This is a genomic window from Ruegeria sp. O4 (assembly GCF_056535125.1).
Genome location: NZ_JBQERO010000004.1, coordinates 12,941 through 32,793, shown reverse-complemented (window position 1 = coordinate 32,793; position 19,853 = coordinate 12,941). Strand labels below are relative to the sequence as shown.

16 protein-coding genes are annotated in these 19,853 nt (G+C 56.9%); 2 read left to right on the top strand and 14 right to left on the bottom strand.

The genetic code is table 11. From position 1 onward, the window contains the following. Positions 1-97: 97 nt before the first annotated feature. The 4 genes from ACR0J7_RS07350 to hslU form a co-directional block, all read right to left on the bottom strand. Positions 98-1,585 carry a glycosyltransferase family 4 protein gene (locus ACR0J7_RS07350; RefSeq protein WP_480486888.1) on the bottom strand — a complete coding sequence of 496 codons (1,488 nt, stop codon included), beginning with the start codon at positions 1,583-1,585 and terminating at the stop codon, positions 98-100. A gap of 342 nt (positions 1,586-1,927) precedes the next feature. Beyond that, the gene (locus ACR0J7_RS07345; protein WP_480913698.1) at positions 1,928-3,208 is read right to left on the bottom strand and encodes a glycosyltransferase family 4 protein; all 1,281 of its coding nucleotides are present in this window, start codon (positions 3,206-3,208) and stop codon (positions 1,928-1,930) included. A gap of 53 nt (positions 3,209-3,261) precedes the next feature. Continuing rightward, the gene (locus ACR0J7_RS07340) at positions 3,262-4,680 is read right to left on the bottom strand and encodes a mannose-1-phosphate guanylyltransferase/mannose-6-phosphate isomerase (RefSeq protein WP_480773023.1); all 1,419 of its coding nucleotides are present in this window, start codon (positions 4,678-4,680) and stop codon (positions 3,262-3,264) included. Between the two features lie 262 nt (positions 4,681-4,942). Next, positions 4,943-6,250, bottom strand: a complete 1,308-nt coding sequence (gene hslU, locus ACR0J7_RS07335) for an ATP-dependent protease ATPase subunit HslU (protein ID WP_480913696.1) — start codon at positions 6,248-6,250, stop codon at positions 4,943-4,945. 191 nt (positions 6,251-6,441) lie between these two features. On the opposite strand from hslU, the gene ACR0J7_RS07330 reads away from it, so the two are divergent. Next, the gene (locus ACR0J7_RS07330) at positions 6,442-7,683 is read left to right on the top strand and encodes an MFS transporter (protein ID WP_480871276.1); all 1,242 of its coding nucleotides are present in this window, start codon (positions 6,442-6,444) and stop codon (positions 7,681-7,683) included. Here the strand turns inward: ACR0J7_RS07330 and hslV are convergent. Then, a complete protein-coding gene (gene hslV, locus ACR0J7_RS07325; protein WP_480474424.1) occupies positions 7,675-8,232 on the bottom strand; it encodes an ATP-dependent protease subunit HslV in 558 nt (185 codons plus the stop codon). The two genes, ACR0J7_RS07330 and hslV, sit on opposite strands and share 9 nt — an antisense overlap. A 197-nt stretch (positions 8,233-8,429) precedes the next feature. On the opposite strand from hslV, the gene ACR0J7_RS07320 reads away from it, so the two are divergent. Then, entirely contained in the window at positions 8,430-8,624 is a 195-nt protein-coding gene (locus ACR0J7_RS07320) for a DUF1127 domain-containing protein (protein WP_209505251.1), read from the top strand. A 62-nt stretch (positions 8,625-8,686) separates the two neighbouring features. Here the strand turns inward: ACR0J7_RS07320 and ACR0J7_RS07315 are convergent, their stop codons facing one another. From ACR0J7_RS07315 to ACR0J7_RS07275, 9 genes are all read right to left on the bottom strand, one after another. Then, positions 8,687-9,049, bottom strand: coding sequence for a Lin0512 family protein (locus ACR0J7_RS07315; protein WP_480913694.1), 363 nt, complete (start codon positions 9,047-9,049; stop codon positions 8,687-8,689). Further along, positions 9,046-9,396 carry a Lin0512 family protein gene (locus ACR0J7_RS07310; RefSeq protein WP_267366143.1) on the bottom strand — a complete coding sequence of 117 codons (351 nt, stop codon included), beginning with the start codon at positions 9,394-9,396 and terminating at the stop codon, positions 9,046-9,048. The genes ACR0J7_RS07315 and ACR0J7_RS07310 overlap by 4 nt, the downstream gene beginning before the upstream one ends. Before the next feature lie 73 nt (positions 9,397-9,469). Further along, entirely contained in the window at positions 9,470-9,790 is a 321-nt protein-coding gene (trxA, locus tag ACR0J7_RS07305) for a thioredoxin (protein ID WP_209505247.1), read from the bottom strand. A gap of 60 nt (positions 9,791-9,850) precedes the next feature. Then, positions 9,851-13,210 (bottom strand): double-strand break repair helicase AddA, encoded by a 3,360-nt coding sequence (addA, locus tag ACR0J7_RS07300; protein ID WP_480898725.1) that lies wholly within the window; start codon positions 13,208-13,210, stop codon positions 9,851-9,853. Further along, on the bottom strand, positions 13,207-16,131 hold the full coding sequence (gene addB / locus ACR0J7_RS07295; protein ID WP_480913692.1) for a double-strand break repair protein AddB: 2,925 nt from the start codon (positions 16,129-16,131) through the stop codon (positions 13,207-13,209). Before addB ends, addA begins: the two co-directional genes overlap by 4 nt. After that, positions 16,124-16,810 (bottom strand): nucleotidyltransferase family protein, encoded by a 687-nt coding sequence (locus tag ACR0J7_RS07290; RefSeq protein WP_480913690.1) that lies wholly within the window; start codon positions 16,808-16,810, stop codon positions 16,124-16,126. Before ACR0J7_RS07290 ends, addB begins: the two co-directional genes overlap by 8 nt. Continuing rightward, on the bottom strand, positions 16,807-17,811 hold the full coding sequence (locus ACR0J7_RS07285) for an aminoglycoside phosphotransferase family protein (RefSeq protein WP_480913688.1): 1,005 nt from the start codon (positions 17,809-17,811) through the stop codon (positions 16,807-16,809). Before ACR0J7_RS07285 ends, ACR0J7_RS07290 begins: the two co-directional genes overlap by 4 nt. Next, a complete protein-coding gene (gene tsaE, locus ACR0J7_RS07280) occupies positions 17,808-18,281 on the bottom strand; it encodes a tRNA (adenosine(37)-N6)-threonylcarbamoyltransferase complex ATPase subunit type 1 TsaE (RefSeq protein WP_480546089.1) in 474 nt (157 codons plus the stop codon). The genes ACR0J7_RS07285 and tsaE overlap by 4 nt, the downstream gene beginning before the upstream one ends. Before the next feature lie 42 nt (positions 18,282-18,323). Beyond that, positions 18,324-19,829: a PAS-domain containing protein gene (locus ACR0J7_RS07275; protein ID WP_480559138.1), complete on the bottom strand. Its 1,506-nt coding sequence runs from the start codon at positions 19,827-19,829 to the stop codon at positions 18,324-18,326. Positions 19,830-19,853 lie beyond the last annotated feature (24 nt).

The window sequence follows — 19,853 nt, the reverse complement described above, 5'->3', positions numbered from 1 at the left end:
GCTCTGTATTGGAATTGAAACCTGCGAACCCAAGCTTAGAACCAAGAGCGCGGACTTTCTGATGAAAGATTGGGCCTGCGATAAGTCGTGAAAGACGTCAATATGCATCGGTTTTTTTGGGTGCGTACATTGCCCGCCCCATATCCCGAGCCACATCTGACCAACTGCGCAGTGGCGCGGTTTTGATTTTTTCTTCCAGTTCTGAACGGTGGGCAGCGTTATTGAGCCTTAAGACGGCCTCGCCGATGCTTTGGACGCTCATTGCATCACAATATTCAACAAGATCCATTCCTACTTCGACGAGCGAGCTATTCTGGGCGACTACGGCCGTTTTTCCGTAGGCCAACGCCTCGCCCACGGGCAGGCCCCATCCCTCGTAAACACTCGGCATCAGCACGAACTGGCAGTTCTTGTAAAGGACGCCAAGCTCCTCATCTGTTGGTCCGTCAACCATGCTTACATAGCCGTATATATCGCCTGTCCCCTCTAATAGGTTATCGAACTCGTCTGTAAGCCAGCCTTTGCGGCCGGCAAACACAAGCTTAGGCAGATCAACATGGCCCTGATCAACAAGGTACTTCCACGCCATCGCGGTGCGCCAGATATTCTTGCGTGGTTCGACCGTACCAACACAAAGCGCATAAGGCTCACCAATAATTTTCCGCAGGTGGACACTTAGCTGGCTGGCGTCTTCAAGATGGGGGAAAGCGTCGAACGAAATCCGCGAAGACACGGGCCCTTGTTTCTGGGCATTCTCGTCTTCGAGCCCAATCTTGGACAACCCCGCCTGCGCCAAGGGAACAGCGGTCGCATTTCTCTGGATATCGTGTGCTTGAAAAAAGCGTAAAAGATCCTGCCGGGTCGCCTCAGAGATTGTCATGTAGCGGCTTGTGTACTCCCGACTGTCTAAAAGCCAGTCATAAAATACATAAGGCATGCTTCCAGCTGTAAACTGTGGTGCCACGATAGGGATCAGATCGTACACCAGCGAATGTACTTCCATCCCATTCGCTTTCGCCTTTTTGAACGCCTGAGTGTGGCGCGCCAGCCAACTGCTGTCCAGAAGCACAAGATGGTCACCTTCTATTGCCACATCGAACAAAGGTTGCTCGGTTCGGCGAGACCCCGAGGTTTCGACTGGTGCTTTCTTCCGCCGGGCCGCGCGCCACATCTCTGATGACATGTCCTTTTTTCGAAATACGGACTCTCTTCTGAGAAAGCTCATCACATCCAATTTGGTGCGGTGGAAGAAATACTTTGCAGGGCGGTTCCGGTACCCGTCCAACATTGGAAGATTTGAGCGCGCGGATTTCCAAGGATAGAAAATCTGCCGCAGCTTAGCTGGCGACGTAAGGGTTTCTCGACCCATTTCCTCCAGAAGCAAACAGCGCTGAACACCGGAGTTTGCATCGCACCAACAAAGGTAAACAAGCTTTGGATCGCTTAGTTTAGAAAACTCTGAGATCAACTCAACAACAACACGCTGAATGCCCGAGTAGCGATCAACTTTTTTGATATAGTCGATTAGTCCTGAGATATCGAAGAATACTTTTTTGCCATCTTGGTTAAACGTAGGGGCGTTCATAGCTTACTCTCCATGCAGTCTGCCAGATGAAGTGGTCTCATCTTTTTGGATTGTTTCGCAGTAATACCGAAGTGTACTGATTTTAAGGGCTTTTGCGACTAACTCGACTTCATGAGCAAGTAATCGCGCTTATCTGGAAAATTGAGGTTCACACAACAGAAGGGCTGACTCTTGACGGCGAGTGTGGCGTCTGCCTGACAGAATGCCGAGTAATGCTGAGACCTGCGCGCAGCGCCGAGGTCGATTGGACCAAAACCACGTGACATTTTAGAGGGGAATTGCCAGGCATGACAGTCCTTTCGAAGTTTACGGGCTCTATTGCCGGGATGGGTAACGGTCCCGCTAGTCCAGTCTTTGCAATACCGCTCGCACGTCCGCTGCAACGTTCGACCAAGTGCGAAGCTGCGGTTTATGCGCAGCAATGCGTGCGCGAAGGTTCTGAGCGAACTCCGGATCTGTCAGCAGCCTTGTGATATGGTTTGCAAGTTGATCAGGCCGATCTGGATCGAAATAGACACCAAGATCTCCGCACACTTCTTTCAGAACCGCCGCAGTAGAGCAAAGCGCTGGTGTACCGAACCACAAGGCTTCACCGGCGGGTAAACCCCAGCCCTCCATTCGGCTAGGCATGACAAGTGCCAAAGCATTCTTGTACAGGTTTACAAGGTCTGTCTGATTGGGGTTCTCGCGGAAGACCACGTGCTCACGGATTGATGTGCATTCGTCTGATTGCAGATAAGTGCTTGTTTTGTGACGCAACGCCCCTGCCAGAACCAAAGTAGGTACGTCTTTCCCGTCACGTTTCAGAATGCGCAATGCTTCGAATACGACATCCAGGTTCTTGCGGCCCAGCATCGATCCAACTGTCATGATATATGGATTATCCGGAATATCTTGCTCGGATTGCTCGGTTCCCTCGGGGCATTCATGAACCAAGGGGACTGCGTAGACCTCTGGCGCTTCCGGCAGAACACCTTTTTCGGAGAAGTCCAGAACTTCCTGTCGCGTAAATTCGGAGTTTGTTAACAGCGCCTTGGCGCGGGAAACCAGCAGTTGGTTATCCCCTATGAAGTTGCGCGGGAAACTTGCCAGCTGGTGTTCAAAATCGTGCATGGGGATCATGTCATGCAGCAATGGAATGATATCGCAAGACACCCCTTTACGATCCAGAGTGCACAGGATTTCAACGATCAACTTGGGCCGCCCACAACTCACCAACGTCTTTCCAGACATGTCGATGGGCGTCATGTCTGGGGCTATCGCCTCCCAGGCTTTGCGGTTTCTGCGCCCGACCAGCGGTCTAACGGCCGCCAGCACCAGATCCCTCATAATTGACTTGGTGTAGTGGTGACTGCGCACGCGCAATTGCCGGATACCGATTGGAACGTTCAGGTCTACGCCACCATCTGCTCGTATGGTTGGGAATACTTCTAGAAGCTCATTATGACCCTGCGAGAAAACGGCGAATCTGACGGACGCGTCCTGTTTTCTGAGCTCAGCGCCAATCTCGGCAACGACCCTAGCGATCCCGTAATAACGCAGCTTACCGGTCGAGGCTAAAAGCACCTCGGTCAGGTCATAGACAACCTTCCGCTTCTTGGCTGCGTTGAGATCGTTTTCCATTTCCGTTTTCCTTCAGCCACCCGGTCAGTCTAAAGCGGTTATCCAACCGTGTCCTAGACCCTGGAATAGACGTCCTCATAGCGGATGATGTCATCTTCGCCCAGATAGCTTCCGGTTTGCACTTCGATCAGCACCATTGGAACCTTGCCTGGGTTTTCCATGCGATGCACAGCGCCAAGCGGAATGTATACGGACTGGTTTTCAGTGACCAGCTTGACGTCGTCATCGACGGTCACCTTCGCGGTTCCCTCAACAACAATCCAGTGTTCGGACCGGTGGTGATGGCTTTGTAGCGATAGTGCTGCGCCGGGGTGTACATGAATACGCTTGACCTGAAAACGCCCGCCAACCACCAGGCTTTCAAACCAACCCCACGGGCGGAAATCCTTGGGAAAAATGGTGGCCTGGCTTGCGCCCTTGACTTTGAGCGCCTCGACAGCCTTCTTCACGTCTTGCGCACGGGATTTGTCCGCCACCAAAACCGCGTCGGATGTAGCCACAGCGATTATGTCCTTCAGGCCGATGCCGACCACTTCCAAATTACCCGCCTCAGAACGCAAAAGCGTGTCATTACAGTCTATTGAGGTCGCATTACCTGTGGCCACAACTCCGTTGTCATCCGGTCCTGCCTCACGCCAAACCGAACCCCAGTCACCCAGGTCAGACCAGCCAGCAGAAAATGGAACAACGCTCAGGTTGTCGGCCTTTTCCATCACCGCATAGTCGATCGAGATATCTTCGGCCTGCTTCCAGGCCTCTGGGTCCAGCCGTAGAAAACCCAAATCCGTTTTGGCAGCTTCGCAAGCGGCCCGGACCGGAGCCATCAGTGTCGGGGCGTGGGTTTCAAAAGCGGCGATGACGTCACAGGCCCTGAAAAGGAAAATGCCACCATTCCACAGATGCTTGCCGTCGGCCAGCATCGCAGAGGCGGTTTCAACATCTGGTTTCTCGACAAAGCTGTCGAGTTTGACAGGAGCGGTGCCCTCCGGTGCTCCAGCCAGTTTAAGATAGCCATAGCCGGTCTCGGGCCTATCCGGTGTTATCCCAAAGGTTACCAACTGCCCGGCTTGGGCTGCTGGAACACCTGCAGCCACGGCTGCACGAAAGGCGTCAGCATCAGGTACAACATGGTCGGAGGGCTGAACCAGCAATAGGGCTTCGGGGTCGGACTTTGCCACATGGAGGGCTGCCGCCAGAACCGCCGGCGCGGTGTTGCGCCCCTCAGGTTCAATCAGAATCGTGCCTGGATCAATGCCAGCCGCCTGCAATTGTTCAGTCACGATAAACCGGAAATCAGATCCGGTCACCACTACTGGTGCATCATAGTCCGACCCTGACACGCGCCGGGCCGAGGATTGAAACAGGGTCTCGTCCCCGGTGATCGCTGTAAACTGCTTGGGATAGGATTTCCGGGACAGCGGCCAAAGACGGGTGCCAGAACCACCGCAAAGAAGAACAGGAGTGATGGACACGATCAGATAACCTTTGCCAATAAATGCAAGTGCCTAGTGTCAACTTAAGGGCGCAATTTCAAGGTTGTTCCACTACCACTGGGTACGTTTTGGCGAAAAAACGCTAAACACCTGCCCCCTGAGACCGCATTGTCCAGGCATTTCGGCCTCAATTTCCCAGTTGAGGTTCGATCGCCACGTGCCTCCAACGTGGCGTGCCTCAGACAAACCGCCACGCTTCCAGTTGGCAAAAGGGAAAAGCGGCAGTATCGGATCCGAATTGCTACAAGACATACCGGCTCAGGTCTGCTGATTTGGTCAATTCACCCAGATTGTCGTCCACGAATTGTGCGTCGACAGTTATTTCTGTTCCGGCCTGGTCTGGTGCAGTGAATGACAGCTCTTCGAAGACCCGCTCCATGACGGTATAAAGTCGCCGCGCACCAATGTTTTCAATGCTCTGGTTCACCTCGGCTGCGATCCGTGCCAAGGCGGCAATACCGTCTTCGGTAAACCCAACAGTGACCTCTTCGGTGGCCATAAGGGCCGTATACTGACGGGTCAGTGCGTTGTCGGTTTCGGTCAGGATGCGCACGAAATCTTCTTCGGTCAGCGCGCGCAGCTCTACCCGGATGGGCAGACGGCCCTGCAACTCGGGCAGGAGGTCTGACGGTTTGGCGATATGGAACGCACCGGATGCGATGAACAGGATGTGGTCGGTTTTCACCGGACCGTGTTTTGTCGAGACGGTTGTGCCTTCGATCAGAGGCAGCAGGTCGCGCTGCACCCCTTCGCGACTTACATCACCGCCACGCGCTTCTGTGCGGGCACAGACCTTGTCAATCTCGTCCAGAAAAACGATGCCATTCTGTTCCACCGATTCCAATGCGGTGCGGGTGACCGTCTCATCGTCCAGCAGCTTGTCTGCCTCTTCTCCAATCAGCACGTCATAGCTTTCGGCGACAGTCAGACGTTTCCTGACAGTGCGCCCGGCAAACGCCTTGCCAAAGATATCGCCCAGATTCATCATCCCCATCTGACTGCCAGGTTGTCCTGGGATATCGAACATCGGCATTGGGTTTGAACTGTCCGCGACGTCCAGTTCGATGACCGTTTCATCCAGTTCACCCGCCTTGAGCTTTTTGCGGAACATCTCTCGTGTGCCTTCACGGGCATCCGTACCAGCGATGGCGTCAATCACGCGGTCTTCGGCGGCCTGATAGGCTTTGGCCTTGACGTCTTCGCGCATGAATTCCCGTGTTTGCAGAATGGCGGCATCGGCCAGATCGCGGATGATTTGTTCCACGTCGCGGCCGACATAGCCAACCTCGGTGAACTTCGTGGCTTCGACCTTGATAAAGGGTGCGCGCGCCAGCTTGGCCAGGCGGCGGCTGATCTCGGTCTTGCCGACACCGGTGGGGCCGATCATCAGGATATTTTTTGGATACACCTCTTCGCGAATATCGTCCGGCAACTGCTTGCGGCGCCAGCGGTTGCGCAGGGCAACGGCCACAGCGCGCTTGGCATCCTTTTGCCCGATAATGAATCGATCCAGTTCCGAGACAATCTCGCGCGGGGTCAGGTCGGTCAAAGGGCAATCCTCTCGGTCGTATTTGCGTGATGCGGTCTAGGTAATCATGGCTTTGATGAAAACAAGCAAACCGCGGGTCTTGGCCGCGTTGGTTAACAATGCCTCATGCGGTTTGCAAATCCTTTGCTTGGGGAAAACACGAACCCTCTGTTACGGTTGCATCAGGGTTACGAGCGTCAGGAGCATACAGAATGACGAAGATTGCCAAGATTACCCTGTTGTTTGTGGTGTTTGTGGATCTGATTGGGCAAGGTCTGGTCTTTCCCATCATCAATTCGTTGATCATGGAAACGAGCTCGGGTTTTCTGCCGGAAAGCACGCCAGTGGGCCGTAGGCATTTTTACTATGGTCTGGTGATCGGATGCTTTTTCCTGTCGTGGTTTCTGGGTGTTGTTTATGTCTCGAAAGTGTCTGACTCGATCGGGCGAAAGAATGCGCTGCTGGTCTGCCTTGGGGGGGCGTTGGCCGGATATGCGCTGACCATTGTGGCGCTTTATCTCAATAACCTGCTTCTGCTGATCGTCGGCCGTTCGATTACCGGGTTCACTGCGGGCAATCAGCCCATCGCGCAGGCAGCGATGATCGATGGCAGCACTGACGCGTCTGACCGGGACCGAAACATGGGCTACATCGTGACAGGTGTCAGCTTTGGCCTTGTCGGCGGGCCGATCATCGGCGCGGTTTTGTCGGATTCGGCGCTGTTTGGCGGCTTTGCCACGCTGAAAACCCCGTTCTATGGCGCGTTCGTGTTGGTGTTGATCGCGATTCTTCTGGTGCTTCTGTTTTTCAAGGACACCCGAACCAGGCGCGAGCCCTTTGTGTTTCGTCCCCGCGATATTACCGACAGTCTGATCGCAGTTGGCGAACACCCTTTGGTTCTGAAAATCTTGCCGGTCTATTCGTTTTTCATGATCGCCAATGTCACATTCTACGTGTTTGTCGACAATTTCCTGACCAGCGCATTCGGGTATGGGGTCATCGGGGGCAGCGTGGCGATGGTTGTCATCGGTGTGGCGTTGGCCTTTTCCAGTACGTTCCTGGTGAAGCCTGCCCAGGAAAGGTTCAGCAAACACGCGATCATTTACACGTCGCTTGTGGTGATGGTCATTTGCGGGTTTGCCTTTGCCTTCAGCCCAAGCGGTGTATTCAGCTATGTCCCCGTGTTTTTCTTCTATTTCCTGTTCGGCATCGCCTATCCAACGCTGTTGGGCCTGTTCTCCTCAAGCGTGAGCGAGGCGGATCAGGGCTGGGCCATGGGCGTGGCCACCGCCGTGTTCTGTCTTGCGGGGGGGATCATGTCATTGATCGGTGGCGGGTTGATGAGCATCGATATCCGCGTGCCCTATTACATCGTGATCGTAGCGGCGGTCCTGGGGCTGGTCGGCATGCACCGTCGATGGAAAGGCAAAGAGATCAAGGCGCTTTTAGCCTGAGATCGTCTCAACCGTCAGGTTGCCATTGGTGTAGACGCAGATATCTGCTGCGATGGCCATGGATTGCCGGGCGATGTCTTCTGCGGATTTGTCGCTGTCCATCATGGCACGCGCGGCGGCCAGAGCGAAATTGCCTCCCGACCCGATGGCAGCCACATTGTGTTCGGGTTCCAGAACGTCCCCTGCCCCGGTGATGACAAGAAGATCTCTGCCGTCTGTCACGATCAGCATCGCCTCAAGCTTTTGCAGATACTTGTCGGTGCGCCAGTCCTTGGCGAGTTCAACCGAGGCGCGGGCCAGTTGACCGGGCGTAGCCTCAAGCTTGGCTTCGAGCCGTTCCAGCAATGTGAAGGCATCCGCTGTCGATCCGGCAAAACCTGCCACGACCTCGAACCCTCCGGGAGACAGGCGGCGCACCTTGCGCGCAGTGCCCTTGATCACGGTTTGACCCAGACTCACCTGACCGTCGCCGGCAATGACGACATGACCGTCCTTCTTGACGCCAATGATCGTTGTGCCGTGCCAACCGGGAAAGTCGTTATCTGCCATGATCGTCTCCGCTTTTGCTGGCGGTATATATGGGCCGGACCGGTTGTTGGCGCAACCCATTGCCAAACTGCCCAAAAGATATGCAAAAAATGCAATTCGGGGTTACCGGACCAGCAATTGTGAGTCCGGCCAAGCGGTACTAGATGAGGCTCACAACCGACGACGGGTCGGCTGTTTCTTCAATAAGGACTGCGCACATGGCAACTACAGCTAATATTCATGCGCCGCTCGGAGCAGCTACCATCCTGCACGTGGCGGACGTTTTCATCAATGCATTCGACAATGTTGTCGCATGGAATGAAGCCCGTAAAACACGGAACCTTCTGTCGGAACTCAGCGACACGCAGCTGGACGATATCGGTCTGAGCCGCGCGGATATCGCTAAAATCTGATCCAACCGACAGATCGTCAAACCGAACCAGCCGCCCGGATTTCCGAGCGGCTTTTTCGTTGCTCAGCCCTGGGCGTATTTCCCGGCAAGATCGGGTAAAAAGGCCTCGACCGCGGCAGTTGCAATGACGTGCAGAGTGCCAGCTTCTTCATCGGCGATATCCATACCACCTTTAACCGCGCGAACCTCGGCCCGGCCTCGCGGCAAGTCGGCAGCAACCAGCTCGCAATTCACCTGTTCCGGATTCTGAACGCCGATTGTCACGCGCACGCGCATTTCGTTGTGATCGATCCCCAGCTTTGAAAACAACGTGATGGATGAATGATGCAGCGCGTCCTGTACCGCGCGGCGGGCTGCTTTGGTATAATCCTGACCATAAAGGTCATTGCCAGTGCCCATTTCCAGGATGATCCGCTTTTCACTCATTGCGCCGGGTCCATGTCGAAAGAAACGATCAGTGCGGCGTTGGCGATGACCGTGTGGCCGTCGCCATGCGGTTTTTCGATGTCCAGCCCACCCTTTGTGACAGTAATGTTGGGCTGGCCATAAGGGAAAACGGCTTTGAGGGCGTCGGTATCCACTTGATCCGGCTGCTGCACGCCGATCTCGGCATCGATGATCATCGCCTCTTTCGGGAAACCAAACAGCTCGGCCATATTGACTGAGTTGTGCCACAGCGCGTCTCTGATCGCCCGCAGAGATGCTTCGGTATAGTCCATCCGGCGCAGGGATGTGCCCATCCCGAATTCTACAAGAACGCGCGTTTTCGCCATTGGTTTCCCCGCCGATTCAACAAAAAAGGCGCCCCGATCTGAGACGCCTTTCGAACAATCCGTTATCGCCAGATCAGATGGATTCGTCGATCCAGCTTTGCAGCGCGGCTTTGGGGGCAGCGCCTGCGCGATTCGATACAACTTGACCGTCCTTGAAGATGAACAGCGCCGGGATGCCGCGCACGCCCATGGCGGCGGCAGAGTTCGGGTTGTTGTCCACGTCCACCTTGGCGATCTTGACCTTGCCGCCATATTCGGCGGCCAGCTCTTCCAGTGCCGGACCAATCTGCTTACAGGGTCCGCACCATTCGGCCCAGAAATCCACTACAACTGGAACGTCCGAGTTCTTGACTTCGGCGTCAAAGGTTTCGTCGGTGACGGCTACGGTCGACATATTATGTCTCCTGAATGATATGCGCTTGGGCTGTGAAGGTAGGGGTGGCAGTAGGTAAGGTCAAGATATCTGGGTGCAGGCCACGGCATCCGTCACAAGATCGTGTGGCAGCCACATAAGATTTGCCGTTCTTGTCCAGAGGATTGCGGTGCGTATCTTATGGTTTGGATAGATCTGCGACAGGGCCTGCGCATACGCGCCCATTTGGCGAAGCAACCCTTCGGGGCAATCTTCGACCCGGTTCGGAACGGTGGCATTTGATTTGAAATCAATCACATGGACTTCGGTGTCTGTCACGATCAGGCGGTCGATAATCCCATACATTCGCTGCCCGTTCAGGTCGGCAGTAACAGGTATTTCGGCCAATGTGTCCTGCGTGAAAATGTGTCGCAGGCTTTCGGATGCCAGTACGCCTGTGACTTCGGTCAGCAATGCGCCCTGATCCTCTTGCCTCACCTCGGGCAGCAGGCGGGCACAAAGCTCTGGCCAGTGGTTCTGCGTGACTTTGGGCAGATGCTCAAGCAGCAGGTGCACGCGGGTTCCGCGCAGTTTGGCAGCGTCTTCATCCAGACCAGCGTCACCCGGCAACGCCTTGGCACCACCCAGATCCGAAGGGCTGATAGAGGCCGCCGGTACAACTGGTTCTGGTGCGGGGTGCAGGAACATGTCGGGCAGTTCTGAATGTTTGGCCAATGCAACTGACTGCTCGACCAATGGCAACCCATCCCAGTCGCCATGGGACAGCCGACGTTTATCTGAACCAGGCAGTTGCGTTGCCCCGGCCTTTTCCATCGCCGCTTCTACCATCTGGTACCAGCTGTTGCCATCTTTACCCAAATCACCCGCCGCCGCCACGATCAGCCACTTTTCGGCCCGTGTTAGAGCCACATATAGCAGGCGAAGCCGTTCGTTTTCCTCGCGGGTGCGCGCCTCTGACCGGGCGTGAGTGATCAGGTTTGGCGATTGGTCTGCCGAAACCTTCCACAGCGGTGTCCCGTCTGCCACCATGATTTCGGCGTCGCGTGGCGGCTGACGTTTGCCGGTATCCGGCAGAATGACGATCGGAGCCTCCAGACCTTTCGAGCCGTGCACCGTCATCACCCGGATCATATTGCCGACCCCGCTCATCTGTCGTTTGATTTCCAGATCGTCGGTCTGCATCCAGACCAGAAATCCCGTCAGGCTGGGGATATCCGTCCGCTCGTAGGCCAACGCCTGCGACAGCAGGGCATTGATACCGTCTTCTGCCTCGGGTCCCAGTCGGCCCAACAGGTTTCGCCGCCCGTCATGTCGGGTCAGAATGCGTTCGATCAGGTCATAGGGGCGCAGAAAGTCGATCTGACTGCGCAGATCGTTCAGCACGGCCAGGGTTTTGGGGAAATCGTCGGCGCGTCTGCGCAAAGCAGCCCACAGGAATTGCTCCTCCCGCCGATGGGCCAGATCGAAAAGCTGCTGCTCGGACCATCCGAACAGTGGGGATTTCAGAACTGTCGCCAGCGACAGGCTGTCTTCGGGCGTGGCCAGAAAGCTAAGCAGCGCAGCCAGATCCTTGACCGCAAGTTCGGCACCCACTTTCAGCCTGTCCGCCCCGGCGATGGGAAGCCCGGCAACCTTGCAGGCGCGAATGATTTCGGCAAACAAGTCGGACCGGCGTTGCACAAGGATCAGAAAATCACCCGGTTGCACTTTGCGTCGAACAAACTGGCCCTGCGTGTCCCCGTCTTCAGGGATCGTTTCGCCGCCATCGATCATTTCTTTGATCGTCTCAGCCACCCGTTTGGCCAGAATAACGGTATGATGCCGCGATCCGGGCCGGTCCACCGGATCGGTCCAATCCCCCTCTTCCGCGTCTTCGACTTTCTCGACGACGGGCCAAAGATCAACCCGACCGGGCAAATCGGATTTGAAGGCGCGGTGCTGGCTTTCCTTCTGAAATCCCGCATCGGCGCGGTTCTCAAAAAGCGTGTCGACCAGAGACAAGATCGCGCTGGAGGATCGGAATGAATATTCCAGCGTCGAATCCCACAGTTTAGAGCCTGATTCAGCGAGTTTTCGGTCAAACTCTTCCTGCATCCGGTCAAAAGCTTGCGGGTCGGCGCCCTGAAAGGAATAGATCGATTGCTTTTTATCGCCGACCACGAAAATCGTGCGCTCGACCCCTGATCGGGCCCCTTCCCCACTGGTGAATTCCTGAGCCAGTTTTTCGACCACATCCCATTGATCGGGGCTGGTGTCTTGCGCTTCGTCGACAAGAATGTGGTCGATACCCCCGTCTAGACGGTACAGCACCCATTCGGCCACCGCCGGGTCATTCAGAACCTGACGTGCGCGCAGGATCAGGTCGTCGAAATCCAGCCACCCCCGCAACTGCTTGCGGCGTTCATATTCCGGTAGAAATGCAGCGGCAAAGCGGTGCAAAACGGCGGTTTTCTGGGCGGCAACCAGCGCCAGTCGGCGTTCACGCGCGGCCTCGACCCGCAGCATGAGAGCTTCGAGTTGAGGCATCCGGTCCGCCAGCGCACCTTCGCGAAGGGGTTTGGTGGGAAAGCCGTTGATCTTGGCGGTAAACGGTTCTTTTGCGCCTTTTCCGGTCAGCAGCACGTCTTCCAGCATGGGCAAGTGAGCCAATCGTGCGTCGGTGAACCCTGCCAGCCTTGCCGCAGCCTTGGCATTATTGCCTCCACTTTCGAGCAATACGGGCAGCATTGATTGGATCAGCTGGACCTCACCACCCTGAAAAACGCTTTGGAACAACGCATTATCGTCGAAATGCGAGGGCAGTTCGAAGCGTTGCAGAAGATCAGACCAATCCAGTTGCCGCGCGAACAGGTTGCGTTTCTGGGTGATCGCCGCAGTCAGCTTGTCAAAGCCTGTATCGGTGACAAACCGGGCCACGTCTTCGATCAGCCCGGCCTGCGGGCCTTCTGCAAAATCTTCAACAATTTCTTCCCTTAGCAAAGCTGCCGCACGGTCTTCCATTTCCGAAAACTGCGGGCTGACCCCGGCCTCGAGCGGGAAACGACGCAGCAACGAGGCGCAGAAAGAGTGAATTGTCTGAATCTTCAAGCCACCCGGCGTCTCAATGGCGCGGGCAAACAGGGTGCGCGCTTGGGCCAATCGATCTGAATCGATGGTGCCAGTCACGCCCAATTCGGCCAGGTCCTTTTGCAGCCTGGCATCTTCCAGCATGGCCCATTTGCCAAGACGGTCAAACAACCGGTTCTGCATCTCGCTGGCAGCGGCTTTGGTATAGGTCAGGCAAAGAATGTGCTGCGGTTGGACGCCACCCAGCAGCAGGCGCGCCACCCGATCGGTCAGAACCCGTGTCTTTCCAGACCCCGCATTGGCGGCCAGCCAGGTCGAGGCATCTGGTCGCGCGGCCTGCACCTGCCGTTCGGTTGCTTCGTTGCGCGCGCTCATGTCAAATCCTCGGGGCGCGTTTCGGCTGTCCGGTCCCACTCGCCGAACCTGGCCAGATGATCATAGTCACCGATATCCGTATCCTTGTGTAGCATTCGGCGGGACGAATACCCCTGATCAGATTCTAAATAAGCCGAAATCAGCTCTTTCAGCTCGGCTAGAACCTTGTCGGCGGGTTCTTTCAGCAGCGGCGCGGGCACCTCTTTATAGGCACCACCCATCCCGATGAAGATCGCCTCTGCCACCGCCATCGGGTCAAGCCCTTCGATACCGCCCTGCTCGGCCATTGCGGCCTCGATCAGCAATTGCTTGTCGAATTTGGACTGCTGGCTTTCTGTCGGAGGCGCGCCGGTTTTATAGTCGATGATCCGCAAGGCCCCCCGGCTGTTGTGATCGATCCGGTCGGCGCGCCCTGTTATGGTGAAATCCAGCGGGTTCAGCACCAGCTTCATCGCCGCTTCAAAGGCCACTGGCCCGCCATCACCCCGGCGCGAAAGTTCGGCGCTGATAAAGTCGTCTGCGTTCCGTTCCAGTCGCGCAAGCCACAGGTGCCGCGCCGTGGGCCAGGCGACATGCTGCTCCAGCAATGCGTGCGCGCGCTTCAGGAAATTCTCACGCGTCAGCAAGGCGTTGTCGAGCACGCTATCCTTGACGAAATGTTCGAGGATTTCGTGGATTACGATCCCCCGCAGCAACGCGTCGGGTGCCTGGACAAGCGGGTCGAGAGGTTTCAAACGCAGCACATGCTTGGCATAGATGGCATAAGGATCGCGAATTAGCCGCTTGATTTCCGTTACTGACAGGTGACGTGGACGCGCGGCAACTGGCGGGCGCGGGGATGGGCGTTGCGCGGGGTCAATGCGCGGCGCGTCTTCCAGAGCGTCGGACCAATTCAGCCAGTTTTGGCCACGGGCGCGCATTTCGGCCAGCGCTTGGGGGCCACCCTGCTCAGGCAGGCCTTGCAACAGGTTTGTCAGCCGGTTCACCCAACGGGACGGCACCGTTTCCGCATCGTCCGAGCGGGTTGCGCGGGTTAGCCAGACCTCGGGCGCGCCGATGGCCTGTTGAAAATCATGCGCCGACAGGCCAATCCGCCGTTCGGGCAGCAACAACCCCGCTTTGTCACGCATCTGCCGGTTCAGCCAGGGGTCAGGAGCCGGGGCTTCTGGCCAACTGCCTTCGTTCAATCCGCCAAGGATCAACAGGTCTGCACCCTGTACCCGCGCTTCGAGTGTGCCCCAGATCATAATATGCGGATGTGGCGCGTCGCGGTCGCGGACCTCTTCCCCTGCTAGCACTGCGCCCAGAAGATCGGCAAAATCATGGGCCATCATAGGCCCGCCATGTTGCGCCTCTTCCCTGAGGGAATTCAGCACTGCCAGTGCCTTTTGACCCGCGTTCTTGTCCCACAACGTGCCGGTTTCACCTGCACTGCCAGCCGAGATCGCCTCGGCCAGTGTTGTGACCCGATCTACCCAGTCGGAAAGCGCCAACTCGCCACCGATCTGTTGATCGCAGAAGTGGTGAACAACCCATTGAACCCAGGCCTCGGGGGCTTCTTTGCGTACTGCAAATGCGGTGAGGCTGGTGCCATCCGGAAATGGCGGGCCATTGCGGCGCAGGTCCAGTTCCAGATCACGCGTGTGCAGCAAATGGTTACCGCGTTCACTGCCGTCATGGCACAAAGGGTGTTTTAGCAAGGTAAGCAGCGCCTCGCCCTCCAGACGGCGCGTGAACAGACCAGCCACATGTCGCAGAAACCGGCCCGGAGGAGAGAGTTGCAGCGGCAAACCGGCGCTGTCATCCGCCAGAATGTTCCACCGATCCAGCGCGGCGCTGACCTGACGGGTCAACATGCGATCGGGCGTGATCAGGGCGGCGGTCTGACCGGTTTCAGCAGCCTTTCGCAGGCGCAGGGCAATGGCCAAAGCCTCGTCCCGCGGTGATTGCGCCTCGACCAGTGTCAGGTCTTTGGTTGCGCCGAGTAGATCAGCCAGTTTCGGGCCTTCGCTCATCCAGGCATTGGTGATCGGGGCCGGGCGCAAAGCCAGGGAAACCAGACGGTTACGGGCAGGCGAGGGGGCGTTCAGGTCTGTCCAGGGGGTGATCTGACCGGGTGACAGGCCCAGCCCGTGCATCAGCTTGCGAAACCGGTATTGCGGGTGATCTTCCGAAGTCAACGCATCATCCAACCCTTCCCAAACGTGATCCGGCTGGTCGAAATCGTATCCGGGCAGTACCAGCGCCCCTTGCGGCAAGCGCGCGACGGCGTCCATCAGCATCAGCGTGGTGCCGCGCGAACCGGTCGACCCGGCCAGTATAACCGGATGCAGGGGGGGATCGGTTTGCCAGCGGGCGATCAGGTTTTCGACCACGCGGCGTTGGCGGGCCTGCGCGTCCATCACCTGCGAGCCCGTGTCAATGAAATGATCTGCGATACCAATAAAGGTCTGAGCCCGCGCCCAATGGCCGGACATGTCGCTGACATCCAGCCCCCGGATTGTGTCCGGCGACACACCTTCACCCTGCATTTCGTCAATCAGCGCCGCCAGACTGTCGGACAGGTCAAAAACCGACGACCGCGCGGCCAGATCCGGTTGTTGTTCCAACAATTTGGCGACCAGCTGTGTCAACTCCAGACGCCGCCGAAGGGGCGGAATGGCAGGTGGAATATGCGCCAGACCAGCACTGTCCCCCAGATCGGTAACCAGAGAGATGCGGGGCAGCAGGCAAGGCGGCCCCTGATTGAACAGGTCACGTACGCGCCGTTCCATACGCCGCGTGTTCAACACCAGTTCCACCCGCGCCATAGCTTCGGGCGGGCCTGAACAACGCCGCCTCAGGCCGTCGACCAACGCCTTGGGGAAATCCGTACCGGGCGGGACGGCGAAGACGCGGGGCAGGGGTCCGGGGTCAAACATCTGCCAGCAAATCCTCGGCCAGAGCGATCCCATCGGGGTGACCCACATCACACCAGCGACCGGGATACTCAATGCCGAACAAACGCCCCTGATCCTGCATCTGGTTCCAAAGCAGGTTCAACGAAAACGCCGGCTGCGAGATGGCGTGCAGCCCTTGTGTCTTGAGGATCTGCGCGCCCCCGTAAACCAAGCCGGGCCCACGCGTGATCCGCCCCGCCCGATCAGCGGTAAAATCACCGGGCCCGTCGTGACCTATGGCCTGCGCAGTTGGAACACACATCAAAAGCGCATCCATGCGGGCCGGATCCCATGCGTTTTGCAGCAGTTTCAATGGATTTGGGCCGGACCAGATTGCGTCAGTATTCAGCGTGAACACTGGGTCGGTTCCCAGCAATGGCAGGGCTGCGCGCAATCCTCCACCAGTTTCCAGGATCTCCGGCTCCTCCCGCGATATCAGAATGCCTTTGGGCCCGAGATGCGCGTCGAGCTGATCGGCGTGGTAATGCACGTTTGCAACTGTGCGAACAGGGCCAAGGTTGTCGACAAGATCCAGCGCATGGTCGATCAGGGGGCGCCCGGACACTTCGATCAGCGGTTTGGGTCGGTCCTTGGTCAACGCGCCCATACGGGTGCCAAATCCGGCGGCAAACAACATTACGGCAAAGGGTGATCCGGTCATTGCGGCCTCAGCCTGGCCAAATTCTGAGGTGTTGGTCGGGGCAGAGCGTCGTGCAGTAGCGAGGCCACGGAAACAAGGGCAGGGTGTTCCAGATCCCGCATGAGGTGCGACCAGACCGCCGGGATCATGTCCAGATATTGCGGCTTGCCGTAATCGGTTGCCAGTCGCGAAAAACCGCCAAGGATGCGAAGATTTCGCTGCGCGCCCAATACACTGTACGCGGTCCGAAACTCGTGATCATCCATACCTGACCCTGCAATATAGCGGTTGATCATCTGCATTTCTGTTCCGACCGAAACATCGCGGCGAATGTCCTGAAGCAAGGACACCAGATCATAGGCGGGGTGCCCCAGCATGGCCAATTGGAAATCCAGCAATCCGACGCGCCTTAAGCCGTCGCGCTCGGGCAGCCAAAGAAGGTTTTCCGCGTGATAGTCCCTTTGAATGACAACTTTGTCCCCAGAGGTTTCTCGGTGCAGAATATCGGCAAACCGAAGTTCGAACCGGTCCAGAACGTCCTGATCAACATTGCCCTGAATTCCAGCAGCATATCTCGTAAGCGCCAGCGTCGCCAGATCCGTCATCAGGGCCGGGTCGTAGGACGGTAGCGACAATAATGGGGCCTGATGCAGGTGAAGCAATACGTCTGTTGCGGCCTCGTACAAAAAGCGTTCTTTGGACGGGTCTTTTTTCAGAACACGTGCAAACAGATCATCACCCAGATCTTCCAGCAGCAGAAATCCATATTCAGCGTCTTCTGCGTAAATCTCGGGCGCACTCAGGCCAATCGAACGCAGATACTCAGCAACACGCACAAACGATTCGACGCTTTCGCCCTTGTCTGGTGGCGCATCCATCAGGACAGCCGTTCGCCCACTGACCGGATCGGTAACACGTTCGTACCGGCGGTTCGATGCGTCGCCGGCCAGTGGTGCACGCGTTGCCCCGGCCCAAGGAGTTTGTGCAATAAGGGCCTCTGCCAGGACTGTCCTGTTTGTCATCCTGCACTCTCCAGCTTTTTTACCCATTTCGGATCGGTCCATGACAAGGACACGTGGCGGGTATCTTCTGTGTCAGGGTCTGTTTCGAAGGCCAGCTTTAACGAAGCGGCAGGGGCTAGTGCGCCCAGCTTTTCCGGCCATTCCACAAGGCAGATTGCTGTGTCAAAGGCATCGACCAAACCCAGTTCATCCACTTCCTCTAACGCGTTCAGCCGATAAAGATCGCAGTGCCAGATCTCACCGGCAGGGGTGTCATAGGTCTGAACCAAAGTGAATGTGGGTGACGGCACATCTTCCGGTTCAGGCATAAGTGATTGAATGAGGCTGCGTGCGAAATGCGTCTTGCCGCTGCCGATTGCACCACTAAGCAACAGGACATCCCCATCACTGAGCGAATACCCGACACGGGTCGCAAAATCTGCGGTTTCATCGGGCGATCTGAAGGTCAGGGTTTGGGGGGGCGTCGTCATGGCGCCACAATGACGTTCTGCCCAATCGGCTGCAACCCCGGTTCAGGCGCTGATCTGTTCCAACGGGGCGGTTTTTGTCAGAAGATCCACGGGTGCAAACCGCACGATCGTCGCACCGTTATGAACCGGTGAAACCGTGCAGTCCAAAGTGATGCCCGACCGCATCCGGATTTCAGCCGTCCACTCCGCCCGGTTATCCCGCATTTCGACGAAATCCCGGATCTCTCCCAGAATCGGCGTAGCAACACAATGCTCCTGCCACCGCCGCGTGACATCGGTGACCGTGTCGTTCTGAAAGCCGATTTCCTGTGCGTCGCCCCAAAGTTTTTCGTAGGCGTAGTTGGTAAGGGCCAGGGTGCCATCATCGGCAAATACAGCGATTGCATCGGCCAGCTTGTCCAATATGGATTGCATAAGATCCATCTCGGACCGGAAGCGGCGCGTCAACGTGATTTCTGCCGTAATATCTTCGAACAGAAACGCAACAGCCCCGTCGGGGTGCGGCCTGCCGCTTACAGAATAAACCGAGCCAGAGGGAAGCGACCATGTTTCGTGGTAATTGCCGCCCTCGGCCGCTTCGAGCAGGTCGTTCATCTGACGCCGCCATGTACGGTAGTTCTTGGGCTCTGGCATCATGTGCTGATCCCTTAGCCGGTCGAAGAAACTGCTGATATTCGGGCGGCAACTGAGGAAATCCGGCGGCAACGTGGTCAGATCAATCAGGGCCGGGTTGAACAGCGCCAGTTGCCGGTTGCGATCGAAAATGGCCAGGCCGATCGAAAGTTGAGCAAACGTCTTGGTCATGGTCTGCACGAACTTGCGTTGCGCGGTTTCCGCTTCGACAATGGCGTTGATGTCTGTGGCGTAACATAACCGCCCGTCTTCCTGTTCGATCTGCGTCAGATCGAACCACAACTTGCTGTTGGACCCAGTCACATCTACCGAAACCCTTGATTTTCCAAGCGACGGCGCATCAGAGGTGCCCGGAAACAGCGGGGCAGTCAGATCGGCATCCTGACCACGCGCCCGGCGAACAAGCGTGACATAAGTCGCATTGCACCATTGCACCTGGCTGTAGTGATCCAGCAACCATACCGGATAGGGGGCCTGTTCCATGGCCAGACGGCTCGGTTCACTCAGCGTGCTTGACCCAGTCGGAGAAATTCTGGCCGGTTCGTGCAGACGCACGCGGACAATCCCGTCGATCCATTCACACACGATTTCGCGTTCGACTGTGCAATCAATGGCCGAGATTACCAGTACATTTTGATCGCGAACCTTTTCGGGTGTTTCGGGGAAGGTGGGGAAATCCCTTTGCAGCAGGCGGCGCAAGTCCTGCCAGCTTCCAACATGTTCGAACCCGGCAAGCGCGATATCGGAGTGGCTGATCAGGTGATCACCATCAAACAGGAATACCGCATCGAACAGGGATGTTGTCGAAAACAAACCAAAGACATCGTCGCGTCGCGTCTGGCGTGGCAATAACCACTGCACGGCAAAGCATCCCGATACCAGGCTGATCGCGGCCAGAATGATCCAATCGGCCATGAATATCCCCAAGGTAGAACAAAC